Source organism: Gemmatimonas aurantiaca T-27, from assembly GCF_000010305.1.
In the GTDB taxonomy this organism is placed as follows: domain Bacteria; phylum Gemmatimonadota; class Gemmatimonadetes; order Gemmatimonadales; family Gemmatimonadaceae; genus Gemmatimonas; species Gemmatimonas aurantiaca.
The window spans coordinates 1,439,450-1,464,688 of sequence record NC_012489.1 but is presented as its reverse complement, the minus strand read 5'-3'; the positions used below and the strand labels follow the sequence as shown (position 1 = coordinate 1,464,688).

Here is a 25,239-nt window from a genome sequence, read left to right as displayed (position 1 = left end):
CCGAGGCGATGTATTTCGCCTCGGCTGCGGAGTTTCGGGCATGGCTGGAACGCCATCACGCGGAGACGAGTGAGCTACTGGTGGGATTCCACAAAATCGGCAGTGGGATACCCAGCATGACGTGGACCGAGTCGGTCCGCGAGGTGCTGTGCTTTGGCTGGATCGATGGCGTGCGCAAACGTGTCGACGAGACGCGCTACACGATTCGCTTCACACCACGAAGAGTGGGCAGTATCTGGAGCGCGGTGAACGTGAAGCACGTCGAAGAGCTGGAAGCGGCGGGTCGCATGACCGACGCCGGACGCCGGGCGTTCGAAGCGCGCACCGGCAACAAGGTGGGCATCTATGCGTTCGAACAAGTCACTGTCGAATTGCCGGAGCCCTATGCCGGACGATTCCGGCGGAAGAAGAAGGCGTTGGCGTTCTTCGAAGCACAGGCGCCGAGCTATCGCAAAGTGGCCGTGTGGTGGGTGATCAGCGCCAAGCGGGAAGACACACGGGAAAAACGCTTCACCATGCTGATGGACTGTTCGGCACGCGGTGAGCGTCTGCCCTAGGTCACCGCGCTGTCATGCACGATGTGGTTCGGACAGCGTGGCCCCCGAACTGACTACATTGTGGCATGATCGACGCTACCACACCTCCGTCTGCCATTCCCGGCTTCCGCCCGGTGCCACGCACCGGTGTCATCTACGTGATGGATCGCGCGCGCGAACTTGGCTATCGCGCCGGCACCGACGGTTGGTGCAATCTTGGGCAGGGCCAGCCTGAGACCGGACCGCTGCCTGGTGCCCCGTCGCGGCCGCTCGACGTGCGTATCGCCGCCGACGACTACGAATACGCTCCCGTGGGCGGCATCGACGCGCTGCGGCGCGCCGTCGCCGATCTGTACAATGCACGCTATCGGCAGGGCAAGGCGTCGCAGTATGGCCCGGAGAACGTGTGCATTTGTGGTGGCGGGCGTTCGTCGCTCACCCGCGTCGTCGCATCGTTGGGCAACGTGAATCTTGGCCACGTATTGCCCGACTATACGGCGTACGAAGAACTGCTCGAGATCTTCGGCACGTTCAGTGCGATCCCGTTGCTGCTGGAACCCGAAACCGGCTACGCCCTCTCGGCGCGCGACCTGCGACGTGAAATCACGGGCCGCGGGCTCGGCGCGTTGTTGCTGTCCAATCCGGCAAATCCCACCGGTCGGGTCTTGCGTGGCCGTTCGCTCGCCGCGTGGGTGCAGGAAGCGCGTGATCTGCGCTGCACGCTGATCTTCGACGAGTTCTACTCCCACTACCTGTGGGATGAAGGACTGATGGAAGGCACCACCGTGAGTGCTGCGGAGTTCGTGGAAGACGTGAATCGCGACCCGGTGGTGATCCTCGATGGACTCACCAAGGGCTGGCGCTGCCCCGGCTGGCGTTTGAGCTGGATTGTGGGCCCCGCTGATGTGATCGAAGCCGCCACCAGTGCCGGCAGCTTCCTCGACGGTGGTGGAAACCGTCCGCTGCAGGAAGCCGCGTGTGCGCTGGTCGATCCACAGCACGCACACCAGGAAGTGATTGCCATTCATCAGGCCTTCGCGCGCAAGCGTCGCATTCTGGTGGATGGACTGCGCGCCGCCGGCCTCACGGTAGAGCACGAACCGGAAGGCGGCTTCTATGCCTGGGCCAGTGTGGCGTCACTGCCTGCCCCGTTCAACGACGGCGAGGCCTTCTTCGAGGCCGCCCTGCGGGAACGGGTGATCACCGTGCCCGGCATCTTTTTCGACATCAATCCCGGCAAGCGGCGGGCGGACCATACATCGCGGTTCCGCCAATACCTGCGTTTCTCGTTCGGACCGGACGAGGCCAGTGTGCGGGAAGCGGTAGGTCGCTTGCAGAAGATGGTCGGACGCTAGCCCCCGCCTTCGAGACACCAACGCCCCGGCCTGCTTCGGCACGCCGGGGCGTTGTGTTGATACCCCCGTGTCCCTCGTGAGAGCTTGCCCTTGTTTTAAATTTAGTCTTGCCTAATTTAAATTCATGAAACACATCAAACTTGTATTTCTCCTGGCCTGTACCCCGGGCGTACTCGCGGCCCAATCCGCTCGCCGCGATTCGGTGCAGCGCGACTCGTCCGCTCGCGCGCTGCCCACCATGCAGGTGACCGCGACGGCGGTCGCCACCGATGCCCGCCGTATCGCGCAGCCCACGGCGCAGCTCTCCGGAGCGGCCCTACGGAGAAACCAGGGAGCCTCGCTGGGCGAGACACTCGAACAGATCCCCGGGGTGCGCTCGCTCTCCATGACCACGGGCATCGGCAAGCCGGTGATCCGCGGGCTCACCAACAACCGCGTGGTCACGCTCGCCAATGGCCAGCGTACCGAGACCCAGCAGTGGGGTCACGATCATTCACCGAATGTGGAAAGCGCGGATGCCGAACGCCTGGAAGTAGTGAAGGGACCGGCCAGTGTGCTGTATGGCTCGGATGCACTGGGGGGCGTGGTGAATGTGGTGCGCCGGGCACTGCCGCGTGGTGAGGGAGACATCGGTGTTTTGCGTGGCCGCATCGCCATGGCCTACAACTCGGCCAATCAAGCGCCGTCGGCAACGCTCGTCGGCGAAGGAGCCCGTGGCGCCTTGGGGTGGCGCCTCAGTGGTACCGGTCGACGCGCTGGGGATCTGCGCACCCCGAACGGTCCCGTGCTCAACACGGGCAACCTCACCGGATATCTCGAAGGCACCACGGGGTGGCATGGTGAGCAACGTGATGTGGAAGTCACGGCGTCCACGCGCGACGAGACCATTCGCATTGCCGACGATCCGATCACCGCTCCCGGCTATGACGGACGGCAGCGTATTCGCACGCATCGTCTCACCATGGAGAGCAACCTGCGCGGCGGCGGACAGCGGCTGCAGGTGCAGGCCGGATGGGAAGAGAACCGTCGCGCCGAGTTCGACAATGCCACCACCCAACAGGTGACGCTGGGTTTGGCGTCGCGCACACTCACCGGGTTTGCGCATTGGCACCATGCGCCCTGGCGTGGTCTGACCGGCGTGGTAGGCACAGCGGTGCAGCAGACGCAGTTCAATACCTTCGGCCGCTACACGCTCATTCCGGACAGCCGCACGGGTTCGTTCGGTGTGTATGCCCTCGAGCAGACCACCGTCGGGGCATGGTCGCTCTCGGCCGGCGCTCGACACGATTGGCGCTCGTTGTCCACGCCAGGCAATGCGGTGCTCGGTCTGGCTGCCACCTCACGGCAGTTCAACGCGATGACGGGGACGCTGGGTGCCGTGTATCGCGCAGAGTCGCCACTGTCGCTGGCGATCAACGTGGCACGTGGCTTTCGGGCGCCCAGTGCATCGGATCTCTTTGCCAACGGCTTTCACGAAGGCACACGCGCGTTCGAAATCGGGCGCGCCGATCTGCGCGTGGAGTCCAGCCTCAATACCGACGTGGGGCTCCGTCTGCGATCAGGCGTCGCATCGGGAGAGCTCACCGGCTACGTGAATCGTATCCGGGACTACATCTACCTTGCCCCTGTGGGTGAGCCCGGGCGTGCACTCGACTCACTACAGGTGCGTCAGGGCAACGCACGTCTCGTGGGTGCGGAGGCCGCACTGGCGGTGGCGGTGGGGCACGGCATCACGGTGCAATCGACAGCCGATGTGGTGCGCGCCAGCAACACCACCGATGGCAGCGCCCTGCCCTTCGTGCCCCCCTTTCGCGCCACGTCATCGGTGCGTTGGGATCAGCAGGGGCCCGGTCGGTCGGCGTCGCTGACGGCCGAATGGAATGCACGACAGACGCGCACGTTCCGCGATGACTTCGCACCCGCGGCCTGGACCGCCGTGCACGCCTCGACGGGCTTCAGCCGGATGACACCGCGCGGCCTGGTCCACATCGATGTCAGTGTCCGAAACCTGTTCGACGCCCGATACCAGGACTTCATGTCGCGATACAAGGAGTTTGCGCACGCCGCCGGTCGCACACTGGTGGTACGACTGTCGGCAGATCTCTGAGCGCGGCCGCGCGCCCGGCAGACCGGCCACTCCGGCTCGCGGTGGTGCGCCGGTCAGGTCTGGTGCATGTAGGCCTTGAACAGTTCGATCATCTCCGGGGGGATGCGGGTGATGCGCCCCGTATCCCGAGAAAGCAGTGTCCAGAGCGACTTGCCGCGGGCCAGCACGTGATCATCGCTCACCCGGACAATTTCGGTGTGTCGTTCGAAGCGCCGCGAATCGACGCCACCGATCCACGTGTGGGCCACGATGGCATCACCCAGCACGGCTTCCCGCCGATAGTCGATTTCGTGCCGCGTAGCGACCCACCCATACTGCTGCTTCATCTCGGGAGGGGCGCTCACGTTCCAGTGCGCCAGCGCCACGTCGAAGATCCACCGCAGGTAAACCACATTGTTGACGTGGTCGTTGTCGTCGATGTCCTCCGGCTGCACGGTGATGGGAATCTCGAAGACCTGGAGACCGTGCTTGGCGAAGGACATCGTGGGTGTGGGATAGACGGATCGTGGGGCGAGAGCGCCGGGGGGTTGAGGACTCCGACGCGCTGGCGGAACTTAGCACGATGCGATTCTCCTCGGGCCAAGCCTTCCTGGACCAGCCGGCACATGCCGTGACCTTCTTCGGCATGTCCGGAGTGGGCAAGACCACCCTGGCCGGTCTGCTGCAGAAGCAGGACTGGTTCCAGTATTCGGTGGACTACCGCATTGGTACGCGGTACATGGGCGAGCACATCGTCGACAACTTCAAGCGTGAAGCGATGAAGGTGCCGTTCCTGCGCCAGTTGCTGCGCTCGGACTCCATCTACATCCGCTCGAACATCTCCTTCGAGAACCTGAGCCCGCTGTCCACCTACCTCGGCAAGCCGGGTAACGAAGCCCGGGGCGGCATTCCGTACGCCGAGTACTGCCGCCGACAAGCGCAGCATCGCCAGGCGGAGATCAGTGCCCTGCTGGATATCCCGGAGTTTGTCGAACGGGCGCGCGAGATCTACGGCTACACGCACTTTGTGAGCGATTCCGGCGGCAGCCTGTGCGAAGTGGTGGATGTGAACGATCCCCACGATGCGGTGCTGCAATGCCTCTCGCAGCACACCATGCTGGTGTACATCCGTGGCACCGCCGACCACGCGCGCATGCTGGTGGAACGGTTCCGCAAGCATCCCAAGCCGATGTACTACAACCCCGGGTTCCTCGATGCCAAATGGCGCGAGTACAAGACGGAACGGGGTATCGGTGACGATGCGATGGTCGACCCCGATGACTTCGCGGTGTGGGGCTTCGAGCAACTCCTGGATCACCGCACGCCGCTGTACGAAGCCATCGCCGAGCGGTACGGCTACGTGATCGAGATGGAAGACGTACCATTGTTGCGTACCGAAGCCGATGTCCTCGCCCATCTCGCGCGGACGATCGACGCCTCACCTGCCCGCGCCACTTCCTCTCTCTGATCCTGTTGCCCGCCCGTATGCACACTGAATCCAGCGGCGCGGGCGACCGGCGCCCATCGCGCCTGCGATCGATCATCGGTGGATCGATCGGCAATCTGGTGGAGTGGTACGATTGGTACGCCTATTCGGCGTTCTCGCTGTATTTCGCCAAGAGTTTCTTTCCGCCGGCGAACCAGACGGTGCAGCTACTGAACGCCGCCGCCGTGTTCGCGGTGGGGTTTTTCATGCGACCGCTGGGCGGCTGGGTGATGGGTCGGTATGCCGATCGCCATGGCCGCAAAGCCGCCCTGACGTTGTCGGTGTTGTTGATGTGCGCGGGCTCGTTGCTCATTGCCATCACCCCGAGCTATGCGAGCATCGGATTGCTGGCGCCAACGGTGCTGGTATTGGCGCGATTGCTGCAGGGCTTGAGTGTGGGTGGCGAATATGGCGCGAGTGCGACCTATCTGAGTGAGATGGCCGGACAACGCCACCGCGGATTCTGGTCGAGCTTTCAGTATGTCACGCTGATTGCGGGGCAATTGATCGCACTCGGGGTGCTGCTGCTGTTGCAGCGAATCCTCACGCACGAGCAATTGCTGGCGTGGGGGTGGCGTATCCCGTTCGTGATCGGTGCCTGCTGCGCGGTGGTCGCGGTGCTGATGCGGCGTTCGCTCGAAGAAACAGAAGACTATCAGCGTGACGCCGCCACACGGCCGGCGACATCGGCGGCGGCCAGCATTCGGGGGCTGCTCCAGCATCCACGTGCCGTACTGACCGTCGTGGGCCTCACCGCGGGTGGCACCGTGGCGTTCTACACCTTCACGACATACGCCCAGAAATTTCTGGTGAACACCGTGGGCTTCACTGCCCAGCAAGCCACGTTCATCAATGCCGTGACCCTGGCCGTGTACGTGTGTCTGCAGCCCATTGTCGGCGCCATCTCCGATCGCATCGGTCGGCGGCCCGTGCTCACCACCTTTGCCGTACTCGGCACGCTGGGCACCGTGCCCTTGCTCACGACACTCGAGCACACGACCAGCGTGGGCGGTGCCATTGGCTTGTTGCTGCTGGCCCTCACCGCAGTGAGCGGCTATACCGCGATCAATGCCGTGGTGAAGGCTGAACTCTTTCCCACCAGCATTCGCGCCCTGGGTGTGGGACTGCCCTATGCGATCACGGTGTCGCTGTTTGGCGGTACGGCGGAGTATGTCGCCTTGTGGTTCAAGTCGATCGGGCACGAACAGTGGTTTTACTGGTACGTGACCGCCTGCATTGCAGGGTCGCTGGTGGTGTATGTCACGATGAAAGAAAGCAGCAAGATTGGTTATATGTCTGAATAATCCCCCCGCCGCATTGACCTATCACCTATCACCTATCACCTACCACTTATCACTTAGTACCCGCCACCTAAGACCTTACCGTTTTGTCGCGCGCTCGCGATGGCCAGGTGGTAGGGAGCGGGTACTACGTCGTAGGTGATAAGTGGTAGGTTGGGGCTGGCTTTGGTGTGTGCATGACAGTGGGAGGCACCCATTGGCAGTGTGTTGTCTTATGGGCGCCACACGGCATCTGTGCTGGCTGTGCCGACGCGATTGATCGTGGTGACGACAATGCCTTCGATACCGGCTTGTGGGATATCCAATGTGCGGGTGGTGTATGGCAGCACACGCTGACGCCAGCTACCAGCGGTGCGCCATCGCACGAGCCACCACTGCGGTTCACCGCCGCCGGACGTGATGGTCAACTGCACGTTGACGGCCCCTCGGGTGGCCGCGATGGTCGGTGCCACGGGAGCTGGTGCTTCGAGCCAGGTGGTAGCCGGTGGTATCGCGCCATCGGCATAGAGCCCGGACTTCAGTGCGGTGACGAATCCACCGCGGTCGTTCTTCACGCTGCTGGCATTGTAGAAGATCGTACCGCTTGGCCCGCCGCTGGCAGACGATTGGGCGCGTGTGATGCCGATCTGCGTGGAGATTTCCGTGACGGCAAATGGCGCCGAGCTGCCGTCGGCGATGCGATACGACGCCAGGCCGGGCCAGAGGTGACGGCGCATGGTGTTCTGTTGTGTCCACCACGTCAGCAGGGCGTTGTAGTTCTGCCCCACCGACGTACTGGACCAATAGAGTTGTGGTGCGAAGTAGTCCGCCCAGCCACGCTGCAGCCACAGACGCGAATCGGCGTAGATGGACGCATACGAATCGAGCCCCGTGATGCCGGCAGGATTACCGGGACGCCAGATACCAAAGGGGCTGATCCCGACTCGTGCCGTGCGTGACAGTCCGCGCACCGTCGCGTAGAGCCGCTCCACGAACCGATTCACATTGTCACGCCGCCAATCGGCCCGCGCCATGGTGCCTCCCTGACGCTGATACGCGGCAAACGCCGTGTTGTCGGGGAAATCGGTGGTGCACCCCGTCTCTGGGTAAGGGTAGAAGTAGTCATCGATGTGCACCCCATCCACCGCATAGCGCCGCACCACATCACTCACCACCGCGATGGCCTGGTCATGCGTGGCGGCTTCACCGGGATCGAACCAGAGCTGCGAGCAATAGCGCCGCAGGATATCGGGTCGTTTACGTCCGAAGTGTGCTTCCGCGAGACGCGCCGTGTCGCTCGCGTTGCCCGCTCGGAACGGATTGAACCAGGCATGCAGTTCGATGCCGCGGGCATGACTCTGCTCGATGGCATACTGCAGCGGATCCCAGCCGGGATCGACGCCCTGTGTCCCGCTGAACGACCGCATCCACGGTTCGAGGGTGGAGGGATACAACGCATCGCCCGCCGCGCGCACGTGCAGGATCACGGCATTGAGCCCCGCCTGCTGTGCGACATCGAGCAGCGCCACGAATTCTGCCTGCTGCTGCGGAATGGAGAGTCCCGTGCGGGACGGCCAATCGATGTTGGCCACCGTGGCGATCCACATGCCGCGGAACTCTCGCGTAATGGTCGGCACGGTGAACGGTGTCACCGGCGGCTCCGGTGGCGGGACCACCGGTGGTGGCACGACAGGCCCGGTGGGATCGGCCGGTGACCCCCCACACGCCGCGAACAGCATCAGCGTCAACGCGACCAACGCCACGACCGGCACGCGCCCACGCGCACTTGCTCCAACGGGTGCGACGGGACAATGTCGCGGCATGCAGACTGACGTACGAATTGGCATCGACCTGGGCGGGACAAAGATCGAAGGGATCGCGCTGGCAACAGACGGCGCGGAACTGGCACGACGGCGTGTGCCAACACCTCGGAGTTACGTCGAAACAGTCGCTGCGATCACCGCGCTTGTCCACCAGTTGGAAGCACACGTTGGCGCACGCGGCACCGTAGGCCTGGGTATTCCCGGTGTCATCGTGCCTGAGACCGGACTCGTCAAGAACGCCAACTCCACCTGGCTCATCGGTGAACCCCTGGCGCGCGATCTCGAGCGTGCGCTCGCGCGGGCTGTGCGCACCGAGAACGATGCCAACTGCTTTGCCTTGTCCGAGGCCACAGACGGTGCGGCGCGAGGCGCCGACATGGTGTTCGGCGTGATCATGGGCACCGGTGTTGGCGGCGGCATCGTGCACGCCGGTCGTGTGCACGCCGGCCGCAACCTCATTGGTGGCGAGTGGGGCCACAACGGCTTGCCGTGGGCCACCGCCGACGAGGTCCCGGGCCCCGCCTGCTATTGCGGACGACAGGGGTGCATCGAGAGCTGGGTGTCAGGACCGGGGGTGGCCGCCGACCATGCACGCACCACCGGGCAACGGCACGATGCCGCGTCCATCATGGAAGCCGCCGCGCACGGCAACGCCGAGGCCATCGCCACACGCACGCGCTGGATCGGACGGATGGCCCGCAGCCTCGCCACGGTCATCAACCTGCTCGATCCGGACGTGATCGTTCTGGGCGGCGGGCTGTCGAATACCGAAGGGGTCGTGGTCGATCTTGTGCGCGAATTGCCGCGCTGGGTGTTCTCCGATCGCCTCGTGACGCCGGTCGTGCGCCATCACCATGGCGATTCGAGCGGTGTACGAGGTGCGGCGTGGCTCTGGCCTGCAACAGGCGCATGATGCTAGGATTCCCTTCGCATTCACACGACCGCGGTCATCACGGCGGTGTGCACTGCTGGCCTATCGTATAACGGCTATTACCCCGGCCTTTGGAGCCGGAGATCTTGGTTCGATTCCAAGTGGGCCTACTCAAAACAGCAGTTGTGGGGTTCGGGTTACTGATTTGGGGTAAGACAATTCCCCACAACGGCTTACAAGACTTTTTCATAGTCGGGCCCGTCTGGTTGGAAACCGGATGCGGCCCGTTTATCTTCAAGGGCTGCCGACAATTGGGACGGAGACACCGCGCCTGCCAGAAGGTACCGGTGACACTCCGCCCCGTTTTTGGTGCTCCGCTTCGACCTTCAACCTGCGTGAGATCCTCATGAGCGCCGCCACGGACGTTCCAGCCGCGTCCTCGCCCCGTGGTTTCAAGATCCTCTCCGGCACGGCCAACCAGCCGCTGGCCGAAGAGATTGCGCGCTCGCTTGGCGCGGAGTTGTGCAAGGTGACCTGCTCGCGCTTCGCCGACGGTGAGGTGTTTGTGCGCATCGACGAAAACATTCGCGGCGCGGATGTGTTCGTGGTGCAGCCCACCAATCCGCCGGGCGAGAACATGCTCGAGCTGTTGCTGCTGGTCGACGCGGCGCGCCGAGCCTCTGCGGCGCGTGTCACCGCGGTGCTGCCCTACACCGGGTACGCCCGTCAGGACCGCAAGGATCAGCCGCGTGTGGCCATCGGCGCCAAGCTCATGGCCAATCTCATCGAGACCGCCGGCGCCGATCGGGTGCTCGGACTCGACTTTCATGCGCACCAGTTGCAGGGGTTCTTCGACGTGCCCGTCGATCACCTCTACGCCTCACCGGTGTTCACGAACTACTTCCGCCGGAAGGGGCTCAAGGACCTGGTGGTCGTCGCACCGGATGTGGGATCGGCCAAGATGGCGCGCGGTTTTGCCAAGCGGCTCGATGCCACGTTCGCGATCATCGACAAGCGTCGCCCGAAAGCCAACGTGGCCGAAGTCATGAACGTCGTCGGCGAAGTGGAAGGCCGCGACTGTCTGATTCCCGACGATATGATCGATACGGCGGGCACGGTATCCGAAGCTGCACGCGCGCTCAAGAATCTCGGCGCCAACGACATCTACGTGTGTGCCACGCATGCGCTGTTCAGCGGCCCGGCCGTGGAGCGCCTGTCCAACGCGCCCATCAAGGAAGTCGTGGTCACCGATTCGATCAATCTGCCCCAGGAGCGGCGCTTCGACACGCTGCGCATCCTGTCGGTGGGTGATCTGCTGGCCAAGGCCATTCGCTTCACGCACGCGGATCAAAGCGTCAGCGTGCTGTTCGAATAACGCAGTACGCAACACCAACGCAGGTGCAGGTGCAGGTGCAGGTGCAGGTGCAGGTGCAGGTGCAGGTGAAACGCAGTCGCAGTTGCACGACGGACGGGACGACCGAGATCCGGTTACTCCCGCACCACTTTTTGGAGAGATGGTCACATGGCAAACGTTACGCTCGACGCCACCGCTCGCGTCGAAACCGGCAAGGGCGCCGCACGCAAGATCCGCCAGGCCGGCAACATCCCCTCGGTCATCTACGGCCATGGCCGTGAGCCGCAGTCGCTCACGACCAACGCGCGTGAGACCGAGCGCCTGATCAAGAGCATCGCGGTCAGCAGCACCGTCATCGAACTCAACATCGATGGCAAGACGGCGCGCACGCTCATCCGCGAAATCCAGCGCCACCCGTTCAAGCGCTCCATCCTGCACATCGACTTCCAGGAGCTGGTGGCTGGTGAGACGGTGTCGGTGAAGTGCCCGATCGTGTACATCGGCACGCCGGAAGGTGTCCGCCTCGAAGGCGGCATCCTCGACCAGATCATGCACGAACTGCATATCCAGGTCGATCCGGCCAGCATCCCGAACCACATCGACGTGGACATCTCGGGTGTGAAGCTGGGCAAGTCGCTGCACGTGGCCGACCTCAAGTTGCCGGCCGGTATCAAGGTGCTCGACGACGCCACCGCGACGGTGTGCGTGGTCCAGCCGCCGAAGGTGCAGGAAGAGAAGGCCGATGGTGCGGCCGAGCCGGAGCTCATCCGCAAGCCGAAGCCCGACGACAAGTAAGTCGCTCGGCATTCTGTTTCGTTTCAGTCCCGCGGGGCGCGGAGTCCGTTCAGCATGGTCACCCCACGCTGGCGCATTCCGCGCCCCGCGCGTCTTCCTCTGCGTATGAAAGTCATCGTTGGACTTGGCAATCCCGGTCGGGAGTATGAGAACACCCGTCACAATGTGGGGTGGTGGCTCATCGACACGCTCAAAGAGCGCTGGCACTTTGAACCGTGGCGCAAGGACGGCGATGCCGTGTCGACCACGGGGCTGGTGGGCACGAAAAAGGTGAAATTGGTCAAGCCGCAGACATACATGAATCTCAGCGGCTCGGTGTTGCGCCCCTATCTCAAGCGGGAAGGCTGGACCGCGGCGCAGGACCTCATGGTCCTGGTCGATGAAGTCGCCGTGCCAGTGGGCGAATATCGCCTGCGCGCGGCTGGCAGTCCGGGTGGGCACAATGGTCTCAAGAGCATCGAGGCCCATCTCAAGTCCCCCACCTATCCGCGCCTGCGGGTTGGAATCAAGCCGGTTGACGAGCGTCGTCAGATCGGCGATCTCGCCGACTTCGTGCTCCACACCATGCCACGCGATGAACGTGCCCTCGTGGACGACATCACGCCGCGCATGATCGACGCGATCGAGCTGTGGATCGCCGAGGGGACCGAAAAGGCCGTCAGCTCCATGGGACGGTAGAGCGGCACCAGTCGTCCCAGCGCTCCCCGTGGTCACGATTGGCGGGCGGCTCCTGGTGATCGTATTGTTGTGGCGCCTGCAGGAATCAGGATGATTTCTGGTCTCTCGGACCGGCAAATCCTCCCCAACAAATCCTACCGTCTCTTCACGCCGCCGATGACGGCCGCGTCATCCATCGCCCCGCGACGACAACTGGTCGCGCGAGCCACCGCGCTGCTATTCAGCGTCGCGGCCTTCTCGCTTGTTGTGGTGACCTGGCGCAGCCATGGAGTGGTTTCCGGGCTGCTGCAGGACCGGATCTCTTCGGATCTGGCCGCGCATGTGATCGCCATCGCCGGCAATGTCGATGCGGTCATCACCGCGCGGCTCAATGACGTCCAGGTCGCCGCGCTGAACCCGGCCGTGGTGGCCGTGGTGGCCGTGGTGGCCGTTGCGGCCGGTGATGAAAAGGCCCTGCCCGACGCCCGGATCGCGCTCGAGGCACTGCGTCAGCAGGATCCCGCACAATTCATCGGCATCACCCTCACCGACCGATCCCGCAGGCTCGCGATCGCGATCGGTGCGCCGATTCCGCAGGTGCTCGACACCATGCCGGCGGATGTGCTACCACAGATCATCACCCACACCGACACCATGTGGGTGACCAGAGAGATCGCCTATCGCGTTGCCGTGCGGGACAGTGCGGGTAACCACATCGGCGCGTTGACCTGGCGGGAGCACACACGATTCCTGTCGGATGTCCTGGGTGAGTATGCCCGAACCGCTCCAGTGGGCACCACCTTGCGCGTGCGTTGGCAAAACGGGCGGATCATTGCCGCCTGGCCGTTGCCGGTCAGGACCATCCCCGTGGACAATCTCTCCTGGACCACCGGTGACCAGCCCGGATCCAGGGCCCAGCGATGGAGACGCAGTGTGCGTGAGCGCCTGCTCCAGATGCGGGACACGGGTGTCCGGCTTCGGGAATCGGCGGTCAATCTGCGGGACGACCAGTGGTACATCGGCATGCTCGTACCAGAGCACGTGTTGGTGGGCCCCACCCGAGCTCAAACCCGCAATACGCTCACGTTTTCGGCGCTCATGTTGGCATTCATGGGCGCCATCATTTTTGTCGCCAGCCGCCGAGTGACGCGGCGTATCACGGTGCTGGATGGGGTGGTGCAAAAGATCGCCGCCGATCCACAGAGTGCACGGGTGCCGACCACCGGTACGCAGGACGAGTTGACGCATCTGGGCGTGAACATCAACACGATGGCCGACACCATCGACCAATTGGTCACGCGTCTGGAAAACCGCGGTCGTGAACTGGAGCAGGAGCTGGACCATCGTTCACGACTGGAAGAACAGTTGGCGGCGACCCGTCGACTCGATTCGCTCGGCCATCTGGCCGGCACCGTCGCTCACGATTTCAACAATGTGTTGTCGATCGTGGCGACGGCATCCGAGAGTGCGTCGGATGCCGTGCCCGAATCACACGAGATGCAGGCAGAGCTGCGCGTCATCCTGCTGGCGGCACAACGTGGTCGCGAAATCACGAAACGCCTGCTGTCGGTGGCACGCCACGGCACCAACGAAGTGGAAGTGTTCGATGCCAATGCGTGCCTGGTCGAACATCGGTCGCTGTTCCGTCGATTGCTGCCGATGTCGATCAAGTTCGAACTCGTGCAAGACGATCGGTCCCTGCTCATCCGCACGGATCGCACGCAACTGCTTCAGGCGATTTTCAACCTGTTGTCCAACGCGCGTGATGCCATGGCCTCGGCCTCCGGTGCCGTCCGTCTCAGCACGACCATCATCTCGACGTTGCCTCCGCATTTTGTGGGAGGAGCACCGCCTATACGCTCAAGGTCGTACGTAGCCATCAGCGTACAGGACTCCGGGAGCGGCATGACACCGGAAACGATCGATCGACTCGGGCAGCTCTTCTTCACCACCAAAGCCGCAACGGTGGGGAACGGGCTCGGCATTGCGTCCGTCATCACGATGCTGCGGGCATTCGGAGGGGCCTTGGCGGTGCAATCCACACTGGGACAAGGCACGGAGTTTTCCCTCATTCTCCCGCTGATCGAATATCCGAACACGGCGACGCCATCGGTGAACCCGCATCCGGACATGCGTCTGGACTGAACGACAACGCGGAACAGCCCGAGCCTGCGCACGGGCCCGCCCATGGAGCACGGCCGCTAGAGCACATGGCGCATGTCATGACCGCCATGCTATGATTGCGCCGAGTTCCCTGTCGATTCCCTCCGACACTACGCATGAACGTCGCGCTGTGGCGTGGCCACATCCCGTTGATGTTGCTGGTTGTGCTACTGATGCTGTCAGTGGCGTGTCGTCGGGAGGTTGCCCCGCCGCCGCCGCTTCGTATCGTGCACGGACTATGGGCCGGGTACTACGCCCTCGATGTCGCCAGCGAGACCACCGACTCGACGCGGGCTCTGGGGACGGGGGCCGATGCGATGCGCCTCGCGACGATCACGATTCACACGTCGCCATCGGATCTCTATGCCGACTTTGCCGGCGGCTCGTTCGACGCCGTTGCCGGGTCGTTGCCGGACCTGCTGCGCCTTCAACAATCCGTGCGTGATTTGAAGATCGTGGTGTGCACCGATGAATCGAACGGCGCCGACGCGTTGATCGCGGCGGCGCCCTTTCCGAGCATTGGCGCATTGCGTGGCAAGCGCATTGCGATTGCGCCCGGGACGTTCGTGCAAGTCCTGCTGGCCCAGGCGCTCGAGCGGGAAGGCCTGCATATGCAGGACGTCGAGATCATCACGACTACAGCGAGCCATGCGGTGCATCTGCTGCAATCGGACAGCGTGGAGGCCATCGTCACATGGTCTCCACCACTCGATGCCGTGCGCCAACCGCCGTATCACATCCTCTATTCGTCGAGTCAGACGCCCGGGCTGATCCTGCAATGCCTGGCGGTGCGGAAGCACATCCTCGAAACCCGCGCGAACACCGTCCGTCAACTGGTGTCTCGTCTGCTCGCCCTCTCGACGACGTACGCCGATTCGGCCGATGCCTTGCGTCCGCTCGCGGCGCGTGCGCAGGGCCGCCCCGTGTCGGCACTCCCGCCGGCGATCGGCATGCGATGGCTGACACCGCAGGAGAATCGTCAGTTGTTGCGCGCAGGAGGTGATGGGACGCTGAAGCAGTCCGCGGAACCGCACATTCGCTATCTGACGGAAATCGGGGGATTGCGTTCCCGGCCGGATTTCAGGGTGCTCATGACGTCCGACTTTCTTCCACCGTAGCGTATGACGCGGTCCCGGCCAATCAGTTTGCGGATCCTGGTCGCGTGCGCCCTGGTGGCGTTTGTGGCGGCCACGCTCGGTGTGGTCACCTGGCGCAACCATCGGTTCCTCTCGCGCCAGTTGCAGGAGCAGGTATCAGCCAGTCTGGCTGCCAATATTCTCTCGGCGAGAACTCAACTGGATGCGCTGTTGGCCGATCGCCTGGATGCGGTGCGGAGTACCGCGCTCAACCCCAGAGTGCTGGCCGTTGCCCGCGGCGACGTCAGTTCCATTCAGGACGCCCGTTTTGCCCTGCAAACGCTGGTACGGCACGATCCGCTGCACAATATCGCAGCGACGATTGTCGACTCGGCCGGGCGCGTCCAGTTCTCCACGTCTCCTCTGACCACCTGGCGACCGAGTCCCGGCGACAACGCACTGGCGTTTCCCACCGCCCGCACCATGACCGACTCGAGCGGCACACCGGTGGAGATCGTGTTTGTCGCCGCCGTGCGTGATGCGGCCGGTACACAAGTCGGACTGATCGCCCTGCAGACGCGGGTCACGGCGCTTGGCCAGATCCTGAGTCAATTGGCCGGATCCATACCGGCCTATGCGCTGCTGCGGTTGCGTGAGCACAGGGAAGATGGACGACTCATCATCGGTTGGCCGATCGCGGATGTGCGGGCCAATGTGCAGGTGTCACCCTGGCATCAATTGCAGTCAGACGAAGTGGATCCCAGCAATCGGTGGAGACTGGAGGTGCGGGATCGGCTGCTCGTCGGCGTAGACAATGACCACACCATGGTCGAGACGGCCGTGGATCTGCAGACGTTGCCGTGGTACGTGGCCATCGTGGTGGACCGAAGTGAGGTCGCGAATCTGGTGCGCGGAGAAACGCGCGCGGCGCTCATGTTTTCCGCCGGCGTACTCGTGCTGATCGGGACGTTGATCGTGCTCATCGGCGAGACCTTTGCGCAACGCATCGTGGTGTTGGCGCAGGTCGTACGTCGCATCGCCAACAATGACCGCCACGCACGTGTCCCGGCCGATAGCCACCATGACGAAGTTTCCCAGCTCGGGCACGACGTCAACGTCATGGCCAACACCATCGAAGAACTGATCGCCAATCTGGAAGCCCGCCGTCGAGAGCTCGAAGTGGAGCTCGACGAGCGCGGGCGTCTGGAAGAAGCACTGGCCGCCTCACGCCGGCTCGAATCGATCGGCCACCTGGCCGGCACGGTGGCACACGACTTCAACCACGTGGTCGCGATTACGTCCACTGCCGCACAATCCGCAGCGACCGAAATCCCCACCGACCACATCATCCAGGAAGACCTGCAGGAGATTGTCCTGGCCGCGCAGCGTGGGCGGGAAATCACACGACGTCTGCTGACGCTGGCGCGCGATGGCGAACAGCGACTCGACCCGCTCGATGTCAACCGTTGCATCGAGGAACACCAGCGTCTGCTGCGCCGGTTGTTGCCTGGCAGTGTGGCACTGGAGCTGGCGCTCGCGCCCCACCCACTGCTCGTGCAGGCCGATCACACCAAATTCGTGCAGGCGCTGTTCAATCTGTTGGCCAATGCCCGCGACGCCATCGGCCCCCATGCCGGCGTCGTCACGATCGAAACGGCTACGGTGCAGGAGCTCAGCGGACACATCATCGGCGTCGCACCATCGCGACGTCCGCCTTACGTGTCGATTGTGGTACGCGACACCGGAGAAGGCATGGACGCTGAGACATTGAAGAAGCTGGGCTCGATCTTTTTCACGACCAAGCCCAACGGCTCAGGCACGGGCATCGGCGTGGCCTCGATCGCGTCGATGTTGCGCGACGCAGCCGGGACGCTCACGGTCTCATCGAAACGCGGTGAAGGGACCCGTTTTGTCATGGTGCTGCCCCTGCTGGCGCCTGAAGCGGTCACCGAAAGGGTCACCGAAGCGATCGCTGGAGCGGCACAGCGGGATTGAGCCGCAGCGGATCTCAGCCCTTCCTTGGAGGGCCGTTCCGGCAGTAGCGTTTGGGATGCGTCCATTCCGTTGTGTCCCGGGTTCGTTTCTGTTCGTCACGGCCCTCATGCTCATCGGCGCGTTGCGCGCCGACGCCCAGTCCGGGCCGGCCGCTGACACCGTCCGCGGTCTCGCGTACGACAGCCTGTCCTGGCAACCACTGGCCGGTGCGCTGGTCACCGCCGAACCCGGTGGCGAGTCGGCCGTCAGTGACTCCGCCGGACGTTTCTTCATCGTGAGCAGCCGCCGCGTCGATCGATTGGTGGCCTTTCATGAACGCACCGACCGATTGGGGCTTGGTGAACTGGTGGCGACACGCCCGGAGGGCCCCGATGCCTGGGCACGTCCCATCGTTTCGACCCCGGGCATCAATACGATCTGGGCGCGCCTGTGCGCACCGGCGCGCCGGCCCGGCGGTGGCAATGGCGGCATCGTTTTCGGCAGCATCCTGGCCGCCGATGGCACGACGCGTGTGGCGGGACTCGGCGTCGTGCTGCAGTGGGAATCCGTGCGTAGTCTGGCGGACACCCTCAAGCGCATGGAGAGCATCACCACGCGCAGCGACTCGCTCGGGAACTACGTGTTCTGCGGCGTGCAGGACTTTGGTCCGGCCGCGGTGGTCGCGTCGTCGAGCAGTTGGCGCAGTGGCAATGTGCTCGTGGAAGCCACTCCTTCATCCGTGCGTCGGCGGGATCTGGTGGTCGGACCGACCGAAGGGGTTGGTGCATTTGCCGCGGTCCAGGGGCGGGTGGTCGACGAAAGTGGAGCCAGCGTGGCGGGAGCCACGGTCAGCATCGATGGCTTTGTCGCCGATATCGCATCGGGTCCCAATGGTCGCTTCACCCTGCCCGCCGTACCCACGGGCAGTCGCATGGTCACCGCCCGCCGCGTCGGCTTCCTCACGAATGCGGTGATACTCGACCTCACCGCGAAGGGAACAACCGACCTCGAAATCGCCATCGAGCGCACTGCCGTGACCAATCTTGAACGGGTGGTGACGCGCGATGCGCGTCCGCTGTCGCGGGATGCTCGCGAACTGGACGAGCGCAAAGTCGCCAACAAGGGACGGTTCCTGGATTCCACCTACTTCCTCGGATACCCCTCCACCCGTTTGGCATTGTCCGCAGCACCCGGCATTCGTCCACAGGTCGGTCGTGCGCCCAGCGACTTCGTGCTCCGTGGAAGGAGCGATTGCCTGGCCACGCTGTGGGTGAACGGCGTGCGCGAGCCCAATGAGTTCGACAGCATGCTCTCGCGGCTGCCCAAGGACGCCCTCGCGGCGATGGAGATCTATCCGAGCGAGAACATGGCCCCATCACGCTTCCAGACACCGGGCAACACCTGCGCGGTCGTGCTGGTATGGACCAAAGCCCACATCAACGCTCGACGATAGTCTTCCGGGTCCTTTCCCGACCGAATCGTCAAGGGCGTTTGAGGCGCGGCTTGGTCCACACGAGAATCACCGCGCAGGGCTTCTCCACGAAGGATCGATATTGCGGTGGGGCAAATGTGTCGGTCCCATACGACTCGATGGTGGCAATGTCCTCCATCGGCAGTGCGGCCAGATCCTCTGTTTCCACCTTGACGCCGTCGATGTAGACGGAGGCACCGCAGTTGAGGCGTCCGTGCAGCGTGAAGTCGACGCCATTGGCTACGGTGTGCACGGTGAGTGAAGGGATCATGCGCAGGACACTCTGTGTGCGCGGGAATTGCATGATCCGTGTCGAGTCCAAAAACCCGGCGATCCCCGCCCGCCGCCGCTCCATCAGGTCACGCAACGTGCGACTCACCGTGCGACGTGCGGTCACCGTGACCCCGTCGAGTGAGATGCCCCGTTCCATGGTGATGGTGATGGGGGTCATGGTCTCCACGACATCGACTGTCCGGAGTGTGGGCAGCAATCCCACCTTGCGCACCGTCATCATGCGTGAGCCAGGGGGCACACGAATCACTGTGAATCCGCCAGCGGAATCGGTCCGGGCCGGCTGTTCGCCTCCGTCGATCTCCACTGTGGCATCGTATACCGGTGCGCCATGTGGATCCTGCACGGTCCCCCGTACCAGCACGGCGGGGGCGTTGATGGCTCCCAACACCAGATCCACCCGCCGCACCGGTCGCACTTCCGCATAGAGCAGCACATTGCCGCTGTGTCGGGCGTCAGCGCGTGCGGCAATGCCCGCCTGACCAAACTCCTGCACGCCACAGAACAGGAACTGCCCCGAGGTATCGCTGCGGGTGGTTCGTGTTTCATATCGTGGCATCGTGTCAGCGCTCATCTGGAGCGATTCCCATTGCAGATCCACGATCACGCCCCCCAGCAGCGTGCGTCCATCGCCGTCGCGCACCGAACCAAAGACGATGCCCGTCATGGCATCGTTCGGCGGCACCTGCCCACACAGTCGCTGCCAGATGGTGCGCCGTGACGGCGTAGCGAGAACAAGTTCACGTGCGGCGGCATTTTGCACGCGCGCCACACGCATCTCCCCCAAGCCGATCTGATCGAGTTCCGCATGCACCGCCTGCACCAATTCCACCGGCTGTGCACTGATCAGTACAAAGTGTCCCACCGAATCGGAGACCGTGGTCTCGCCACCCGGCATCGCGGTCACGAGCGCGCCCGTCAGGGGCTCCGCGAGCAGACTGTCGTACACGAAGCCACGCACGGTGTCGCTGATCGGCAACCGTGGTCGCCACTCGGGCGCCGGGCGCACCGGCGGCCCGGACCCACTACGGGAGCCATCACGGAAGCCATCAGGAGTCGGGCCAAATCCGATGCCCGCCCACTGCGCCCACCAAAGTCCAATAATCAGACCGAACATGCCCAATCATGCTGTTTGGTCCGTGCAAGAGGAAGGACCAACCGCCCGATACAGGGCCCAATGCAGACGCCCTCCGCTGCACCGGCACGGTCAGCGGAGGACGTCCGTCAGGCATGGATCATTGAACCGGCGAGTATGCTCGCCGTCTGGCGATCAGCGCAAACGTGGATTGGTCTTGCGAGGCGCCTTCTGGCAGGTCGGCCAGGCAAACGCCCCGGCATTGCCTCCCGCTCCCGCTGCACCCGCGCCGCCCTGCGGACGGATCTGCTCGGCCGTTGCGCGCTCGCGCGTGATCGTGGTCGCATCGTTGGCGGCCAGGTACGCCAACATGGCGGTCACCGTCGCGTTCCAGCGCAGGTCGTCGAACACGACCTTGTCGTATGTGTCGCGATTGGTGTGCCAGGTGTAGCTGCCGTAGTCCCAGCCAATGCCACCGAGACCAAAGGCCGGTGCACCATGGCACGCGAAGCTCGCATCGTCGCTGCCACCACCGCTGGGGGCGCCCGGAATGCGCGGCGTGATTGCCGACGACACCTCAGTGGGCATCACGGACAGCCACTGACGCAGATGCACCCCGGCATCGATCAGACCACCGGCACCCACACTCTGCACACGACCCGTGCCACCGTCCTGGTTGAACAGCGCCTGCAACCCCTGCACCACTTCCGGATGGTCTTCAGTGAACGCCCGCGATCCCACCAGGCCATGCTCCTCGGCCGTCCAGTGGCCAATCAGAATGGTGCGCTTGGGCTTGGGATACACGGTGGACAGAATGCGCATGGCTTCGAGCATCGTGAGCGAACCGGTGCCGTTGTCCGTGGCACCCGAGCCGCCATCGAACGAATCGAAGTGGGCTGAGAGCACCACGTACTCGTTCGGCTTCTCCGTGCCCTTGATCATGCCGATGGTGTTGAAGATCGGCTGCTCGCCGAGCAGGTCGGCGTCGAGATTGAGACGCACCGTGGGCGACTGCTTGTTCTCGGCCAGACGGAACACGAGACCGTAGTCTTCGCACGAGAGTGCGATGGCCGGCGCCTTGAGGTTGTAGCTCTCGAATACATCGATGGTGCCCCAGGCGTTTTTGGGGCGCGACGAGATCACACCGGCCGCGCCGCCTTCTTCAAGACGCACGCCGAGGCTCCCGGTGCCGAGCGCGTTGGAGTAGCCCGTGCCGCGCACGCTGATGCCACCCCACTCCCGATTGACGTCCGCACGCAGGCTGTCCATGCGCGCCTTGGACGCAGGCGTGGCGTGCTGCTGCCAGTTGTCGGTGGGCCGGCAGGTGGGCTGCGGCGCAGACACCAGCACAAACTTGCCCTTGGCCTGCGGCAGCCACTTCACGAATTCGGTGCTGTCGGCAAAGCGCGGCAGCACAATCACGGACGCGGTCAGGTCCTTCTTGTTCGTGCCCGGACTCCAGGCCAGCATCGTGCCTTCGAGCGTCCGCACACGCGGCGTGAGCAGATCGATGTGCGAGTGCCCACGACGCCAGCCACGCCAGGTGCCGGTCTGCTCATTTTTGCCGTCCACACCCCACTGCTTGTAGAGCGAGAGCACCCAGTCGTTGGCCGCCTTCTGCCGCGCGGTGCCAGTCAGGCGCGGGCCGATGGAATCGAGCAACTGCTGAGCAAGGCGCTCGACGTGGGAGCTGTCCATGCCCAGCGTCCAGATCCGCTTGAGCGTGGCGTCGTTGGTGGGAAACGTGGCCGGCGTCTGCGCTTCGAGGCGCGGTGCCGCCGGGGTGCCGACGGCAAGCCCGAGGGCCAGCGCGCCCAGCAAGGGACGGGGGACGAGGGACAGGCGCGAATTCATGGAGGAGAGCGTCAGGTCCATGGGGACGGAAACGCCACGGCACGTGGCGGGTTGAGAACTGGCGACCGCGGGGGGAGCTTTGTGTATGGCCCATTCCCCCCGCTTTCGAATCCTACTGCGTGGCGTCCTCGCCTGCGCGTCCGTGTCTGCCTTCGCGGCCTGCGCGCCCGGCAGCAGCGACCTCGCCAATGCCTCCACGTCACTCGACCTGGGCGCTCCGACCGAACTGGCGAGCCCCACGCCGGGTGGCGGCAACACGCCCTATCTGGAAGTCACGCCGGACGATCGCCTGTTCCTCTCCTGGACGCAGCGGGCCGCCGATTCGTCGGTGAGCATCCAGATGGCTGAATGGCGTGACAGCGCGTGGGATTCGACACGCACGATCGCCGCCCAGCGCGACTTCTTCGTGAACTGGGCCGACTTTCCCGTCATGACGGCACTCGGCAACGGCGACCTGGCCGCGCACTGGCTGGAGCGGGAAGCCAACGGCAAGTACAGCTACGGCGTGCGTGTCGTGCGGTCCAAAGACAGTGGCCGTACCTGGAGCGCGCCGGTCACGCCACACACCGACGGACTGGCCGCCGAACATGGCTTCGTGTCCATGTGGGCCGAGGGCGCCGATCGCATCGGCCTCGTGTGGCTGGATGGTCGCAAGAGTGCGATGCCCGATTCCGCACGAGAGATGACCGTGCGCACGGCGGCCATCGCGCCTGATGGCTCGCTCGAGCGGGAAACGCTGGTCGACGCGCGTACCTGTGATTGTTGCCAGACCGGAACAGCCGGTGCCCGCAGTGGCCGTGTGATTGCCTATCGCGACCGCACTGCCGAAGAGATTCGCGACATCGTGGTGGTGCGCCAGACAGCGAGCGGCTGGACGGAACCGCAGAAGGTGCACAACGACGACTGGCACTATCCGGGTTGTCCGGTGAATGGCCCGCAGGTGGCCGCCACCGGTGACACCGTTGTCGTGGCGTGGTATACCGCGGCACACGATACCGCTCGCGTGTACGTGGCGCGCTCGGTGGACGGCGGTGCGACATTTGCCGCGCCGGTGCGGGTGGATGATGGCGACCCGATCGGACGGGTGGACGTGCTGCTCGATGATCAGACACGTCCGGTGGTGGTGTGGCTGGAACAGCGCTCACCGGAGAAGTCCGAGGTCTTGGTGCGTCGCGTGGGACTCGACGGAGCGCTTGGGGTACCTCAGGTGATCGCCAGCACGAGTGGCGCGCGGCAGAGTGGATTTCCGCGCATCGCCCGTCATGGTGATGCACTCATTGCGGCCTATACCACCGTGACACCGTCGATTGCGGTGCGTGTTGCGCGTGTTCCTCTTTCTCCGACTTCGAAGCCATGATTCTGACCCGTTCCCGCGCTGCGTTGGCGCTCGGGTGTGCCCTCGTGGGTGTGTCGCCGGTGCTGTCCGCGCAGGGGGCGGCGTCGGCGGGTGTGAACAGTTCCCCGCTACCGCTCAAGCACGAGCCCAAGCCCACGTCGGCTGCGATCACCTCGCAAGACCTGATGACGCGGCTGTACATCTTCGCCGACGATTCTCTCTCGGGTCGTGATGTCGGGACGGAAGGCCATGTGAAGGCCACCGACTATCTCGCGCGCGAAGTGCAGCGACTCGGCCTTACGCCGGCCGGTGAGAATGGCACGTTTTTCCAGACGCTGCCGCTCAAGACCCGCCGTGTGGATCGCATGTCGTCCTTCATCGCGGGCGGCGCATCACTGGCGATTGGCACCGACTGGGCGATCGGCGGCAACACCAGTCTCGATCTCGATGGTGTGGAAGTGATCTATGCCGGGCCGTTTGGAGAAACGGCGGCGGCATTGTCGGCCGATCAGGTGAAGGGGCGCATCGTGGCGTACGCGCCGGAAGCGTCGAATGCGGCGCTGCTCAAGTCCCTTGAAGGCGCGGCGATCACGCCAGAGGGCGCGGCCGGTGTGGTGTTCCTGCTGCCGCCGCGCACCGCGGGTGTGATGGGCTATGCTCTGCGCGGTGGATCGCAGCTCATCGATCCCTCCCTGCCGCAACTCGAAGGACGTCTGTTCGTCTCGGAGACCGCCGCGGCCAAGCTTTTTCCCACGCCGGTCAGCCAACTGACGCCGGGCACCGTGGGCGCGAAGCTGTCGATCAAGGCCCATGTGGACGTATCGGCCGCCACGTTCCCGGCACGGAATGTCGTGGCCATCCTGCCGGGCAGCGACGCGAAGCTCAAGAATCAGTACGTGGCCGTAGGTGCGCACAGTGACCATGTCGGCGTCGCGCCGCGCGCACTCGATCACGACTCGATTCTGGTGTTCAATCGCATCGTGCGCCCGGGTGGTGCAGAAGACGAAGGCAACATGGGATCACCGGATCAGTTCACGCAGATCAACGCCGAACTGGTGGAGCTGCGCAAGACCAAGGCGCCGCGCCGCGATTCCATCTTCAATGGCGCCGACGACGATGGATCCGGTTCCGTGGCGGTGCTCGAAGTGGCCGAGTATCTCGTGTCGCTGAAGACGAAGCCCAAGCGCAGCACGGTGTTTGTATGGCACGCCGGTGAAGAAAAGGGACTGTGGGGATCTGCCTATTTCACCGAACATCCCACCGTGCCGCGCGATTCCATCATCGCGCAGCTCAACATGGACATGGTGGGTCGTGGTGCGGCCACCGATGTCACGGGCATGAGCAAGGAGGGCAAGGAGCTGCGCGGTGGCCCGGATTACCTGCAGTTGGTCGGATCGCGTCGCCTGTCGAGCGACCTCGGTGACCTGGTCGAGCGGGTCAACAAAGATGGCAAGTACAACTTCACGTTCGACTACGCGATGGACGCCAACGGCCATCCGATGAACATCTACTGCCGCAGCGATCACTACGAATACGCGAAGTGGGGCATCCCGGTGACGTTCTTCACCACCGGTGGCCACTCGGCGTATCACCAGCTTACCGACGAGCCGCAGTACATCGACTATCCCCACCTGCAGCGTGTGACACGCTTGGTGGCGGGCATCGCGCTCGAATTGGGCAATACCGCCACGCGGCCAGTGGTGAACGGCCCGCGCCTGGACCCACGCGGCACCTGCACACAGTAGGCATCAGGCGG

General features: G+C 64.1%; 19 protein-coding genes and 1 tRNA gene. 16 read left to right on the top strand and 4 right to left on the bottom strand.

All coding sequences use genetic code 11. The features are described 5' to 3' along the window. Positions 1-8 precede the first annotated feature (8 nt). The 3 genes from GAU_RS06260 (at position 9) to GAU_RS06250 (ending at position 3,998) form a co-directional block, all read left to right on the top strand. Positions 9-557, top strand: a complete 549-nt coding sequence (locus tag GAU_RS06260; protein ID WP_012682716.1) for a YdeI/OmpD-associated family protein — start codon at positions 9-11, stop codon at positions 555-557. 65 nt (positions 558-622) lie between these two features. Further along, the gene (locus tag GAU_RS06255) at positions 623-1,891 is read left to right on the top strand and encodes a pyridoxal phosphate-dependent aminotransferase (RefSeq protein WP_012682715.1); all 1,269 of its coding nucleotides are present in this window, start codon (positions 623-625) and stop codon (positions 1,889-1,891) included. A 124-nt stretch (positions 1,892-2,015) separates the two neighbouring features. Continuing rightward, a complete protein-coding gene (locus GAU_RS06250) occupies positions 2,016-3,998 on the top strand; it encodes a TonB-dependent receptor (protein WP_012682714.1) in 1,983 nt (660 codons plus the stop codon). A 53-nt stretch (positions 3,999-4,051) separates the two neighbouring features. Here the strand turns inward: GAU_RS06250 and GAU_RS06245 are convergent, their stop codons facing one another. Continuing rightward, positions 4,052-4,480 carry an acyl-CoA thioesterase gene (locus GAU_RS06245; RefSeq protein ID WP_012682713.1) on the bottom strand — a complete coding sequence of 143 codons (429 nt, stop codon included), beginning with the start codon at positions 4,478-4,480 and terminating at the stop codon, positions 4,052-4,054. An 80-nt stretch (positions 4,481-4,560) separates the two neighbouring features. Between GAU_RS06245 and GAU_RS06240 the strand changes: the two genes are divergently transcribed. Next, positions 4,561-5,445 carry a hypothetical protein gene (locus tag GAU_RS06240; protein WP_041265318.1) on the top strand — a complete coding sequence of 295 codons (885 nt, stop codon included), beginning with the start codon at positions 4,561-4,563 and terminating at the stop codon, positions 5,443-5,445. A 17-nt stretch (positions 5,446-5,462) separates the two neighbouring features. Continuing rightward, a complete protein-coding gene (locus GAU_RS06235) occupies positions 5,463-6,767 on the top strand; it encodes an MFS transporter (RefSeq protein WP_012682711.1) in 1,305 nt (434 codons plus the stop codon). Between the two features lie 209 nt (positions 6,768-6,976). Here the strand turns inward: GAU_RS06235 and GAU_RS06230 are convergent, their stop codons facing one another. Further along, a complete protein-coding gene (locus GAU_RS06230) occupies positions 6,977-8,395 on the bottom strand; it encodes a glycoside hydrolase family 10 protein (protein ID WP_169307608.1) in 1,419 nt (472 codons plus the stop codon). A 169-nt stretch (positions 8,396-8,564) separates the two neighbouring features. Here GAU_RS06230 and GAU_RS06225 point away from each other — a divergent pair, with 169 nt between their 5' ends. From GAU_RS06225 to GAU_RS06185, 9 genes are all read left to right on the top strand, one after another. After that, positions 8,565-9,479 (top strand): ROK family protein, encoded by a 915-nt coding sequence (locus GAU_RS06225; RefSeq protein WP_012682709.1) that lies wholly within the window; start codon positions 8,565-8,567, stop codon positions 9,477-9,479. A gap of 57 nt (positions 9,480-9,536) precedes the next feature. Further along, positions 9,537-9,607 (top strand) — tRNA-Gln (locus GAU_RS06220). Positions 9,608-9,843: 236 nt separating this feature from the next. Then, positions 9,844-10,812, top strand: a complete 969-nt coding sequence (locus GAU_RS06215) for a ribose-phosphate diphosphokinase (RefSeq protein ID WP_012682708.1) — start codon at positions 9,844-9,846, stop codon at positions 10,810-10,812. Between the two features lie 147 nt (positions 10,813-10,959). Continuing rightward, on the top strand, positions 10,960-11,586 hold the full coding sequence (locus GAU_RS06210) for a 50S ribosomal protein L25/general stress protein Ctc (protein ID WP_012682707.1): 627 nt from the start codon (positions 10,960-10,962) through the stop codon (positions 11,584-11,586). A 54-nt stretch (positions 11,587-11,640) separates the two neighbouring features. After that, positions 11,641-12,264: an aminoacyl-tRNA hydrolase gene (gene pth / locus GAU_RS06205; protein ID WP_052574272.1), complete on the top strand. Its 624-nt coding sequence runs from the start codon at positions 11,641-11,643 to the stop codon at positions 12,262-12,264. Between the two features lie 90 nt (positions 12,265-12,354). Next, positions 12,355-14,388 carry a sensor histidine kinase gene (locus GAU_RS06200; protein WP_083765494.1) on the top strand — a complete coding sequence of 678 codons (2,034 nt, stop codon included), beginning with the start codon at positions 12,355-12,357 and terminating at the stop codon, positions 14,386-14,388. A 134-nt stretch (positions 14,389-14,522) separates the two neighbouring features. After that, positions 14,523-15,524: an ABC transporter substrate-binding protein gene (locus tag GAU_RS06195; RefSeq protein WP_012682704.1), complete on the top strand. Its 1,002-nt coding sequence runs from the start codon at positions 14,523-14,525 to the stop codon at positions 15,522-15,524. Positions 15,525-15,527: 3 nt separating this feature from the next. Next, a complete protein-coding gene (locus GAU_RS06190; RefSeq protein WP_012682703.1) occupies positions 15,528-17,477 on the top strand; it encodes a sensor histidine kinase in 1,950 nt (649 codons plus the stop codon). Positions 17,478-17,532: 55 nt separating this feature from the next. After that, entirely contained in the window at positions 17,533-18,909 is a 1,377-nt protein-coding gene (locus GAU_RS06185) for a carboxypeptidase-like regulatory domain-containing protein (RefSeq protein ID WP_012682702.1), read from the top strand. Between the two features lie 28 nt (positions 18,910-18,937). Here GAU_RS06185 and GAU_RS06180 read toward each other — a convergent pair whose 3' ends face one another. Continuing rightward, positions 18,938-20,335 (bottom strand): carboxypeptidase-like regulatory domain-containing protein, encoded by a 1,398-nt coding sequence (locus GAU_RS06180; RefSeq protein ID WP_012682701.1) that lies wholly within the window; start codon positions 20,333-20,335, stop codon positions 18,938-18,940. A 153-nt stretch (positions 20,336-20,488) separates the two neighbouring features. Next, on the bottom strand, positions 20,489-22,147 hold the full coding sequence (locus GAU_RS06175) for a M20/M25/M40 family metallo-hydrolase (protein WP_169307607.1): 1,659 nt from the start codon (positions 22,145-22,147) through the stop codon (positions 20,489-20,491). A 142-nt stretch (positions 22,148-22,289) separates the two neighbouring features. Here GAU_RS06175 and GAU_RS06170 point away from each other — a divergent pair, with 142 nt between their 5' ends. Both GAU_RS06170 and GAU_RS20555 read left to right on the top strand, forming a co-directional pair. Continuing rightward, positions 22,290-23,504 (top strand): sialidase family protein, encoded by a 1,215-nt coding sequence (locus GAU_RS06170; RefSeq protein ID WP_052574271.1) that lies wholly within the window; start codon positions 22,290-22,292, stop codon positions 23,502-23,504. Further along, complete coding sequence (locus GAU_RS20555) at positions 23,501-25,228, top strand: M28 family peptidase (protein ID WP_012682698.1); 1,728 nt, start codon at positions 23,501-23,503, stop codon at positions 25,226-25,228. The genes GAU_RS06170 and GAU_RS20555 overlap by 4 nt, the downstream gene beginning before the upstream one ends. Positions 25,229-25,239 lie beyond the last annotated feature (11 nt).

Excerpts from the sequence above, each read along its gene's own strand:
- GAU_RS06215 (WP_012682708.1), top strand. The coding sequence starts at position 9,844 with ATGAGCGCCGCCACGGACGTTCCAGCCGCGTCCTCGCCCCGTGGTTTC.
- GAU_RS06195 (WP_012682704.1), top strand. The coding sequence starts at position 14,523 with ATGAACGTCGCGCTGTGGCGTGGCCACATCCCGTTGATGTTGCTGGTT.
- GAU_RS06190 (WP_012682703.1), top strand. The coding sequence starts at position 15,528 with ATGACGCGGTCCCGGCCAATCAGTTTGCGGATCCTGGTCGCGTGCGCC.
- GAU_RS06245 (WP_012682713.1), bottom strand. The coding sequence starts at position 4,480 with ATGTCCTTCGCCAAGCACGGTCTCCAGGTCTTCGAGATTCCCATCACC.
- GAU_RS06175 (WP_169307607.1), bottom strand. The coding sequence starts at position 22,147 with ATGAATTCGCGCCTGTCCCTCGTCCCCCGTCCCTTGCTGGGCGCGCTG.
- GAU_RS06260 (WP_012682716.1), top strand. The coding sequence starts at position 9 with ATGTATTTCGCCTCGGCTGCGGAGTTTCGGGCATGGCTGGAACGCCAT.
- GAU_RS06250 (WP_012682714.1), top strand. The coding sequence starts at position 2,016 with ATGAAACACATCAAACTTGTATTTCTCCTGGCCTGTACCCCGGGCGTA.
- GAU_RS06210 (WP_012682707.1), top strand. The coding sequence starts at position 10,960 with ATGGCAAACGTTACGCTCGACGCCACCGCTCGCGTCGAAACCGGCAAG.
- GAU_RS06235 (WP_012682711.1), top strand. The coding sequence starts at position 5,463 with ATGCACACTGAATCCAGCGGCGCGGGCGACCGGCGCCCATCGCGCCTG.
- GAU_RS06185 (WP_012682702.1), top strand. The coding sequence starts at position 17,533 with ATGCGTCCATTCCGTTGTGTCCCGGGTTCGTTTCTGTTCGTCACGGCC.
- GAU_RS20555 (WP_012682698.1), top strand. The coding sequence starts at position 23,501 with ATGATTCTGACCCGTTCCCGCGCTGCGTTGGCGCTCGGGTGTGCCCTC.
- GAU_RS06200 (WP_083765494.1), top strand. The coding sequence starts at position 12,355 with ATGATTTCTGGTCTCTCGGACCGGCAAATCCTCCCCAACAAATCCTAC.
- GAU_RS06180 (WP_012682701.1), bottom strand. The coding sequence starts at position 20,335 with ATGTTCGGTCTGATTATTGGACTTTGGTGGGCGCAGTGGGCGGGCATC.
- GAU_RS06240 (WP_041265318.1), top strand. The coding sequence starts at position 4,561 with ATGCGATTCTCCTCGGGCCAAGCCTTCCTGGACCAGCCGGCACATGCC.
- GAU_RS06225 (WP_012682709.1), top strand. The coding sequence starts at position 8,565 with ATGCAGACTGACGTACGAATTGGCATCGACCTGGGCGGGACAAAGATC.
- pth (WP_052574272.1), top strand. The coding sequence starts at position 11,641 with ATGGTCACCCCACGCTGGCGCATTCCGCGCCCCGCGCGTCTTCCTCTG.
- GAU_RS06255 (WP_012682715.1), top strand. The coding sequence starts at position 623 with ATGATCGACGCTACCACACCTCCGTCTGCCATTCCCGGCTTCCGCCCG.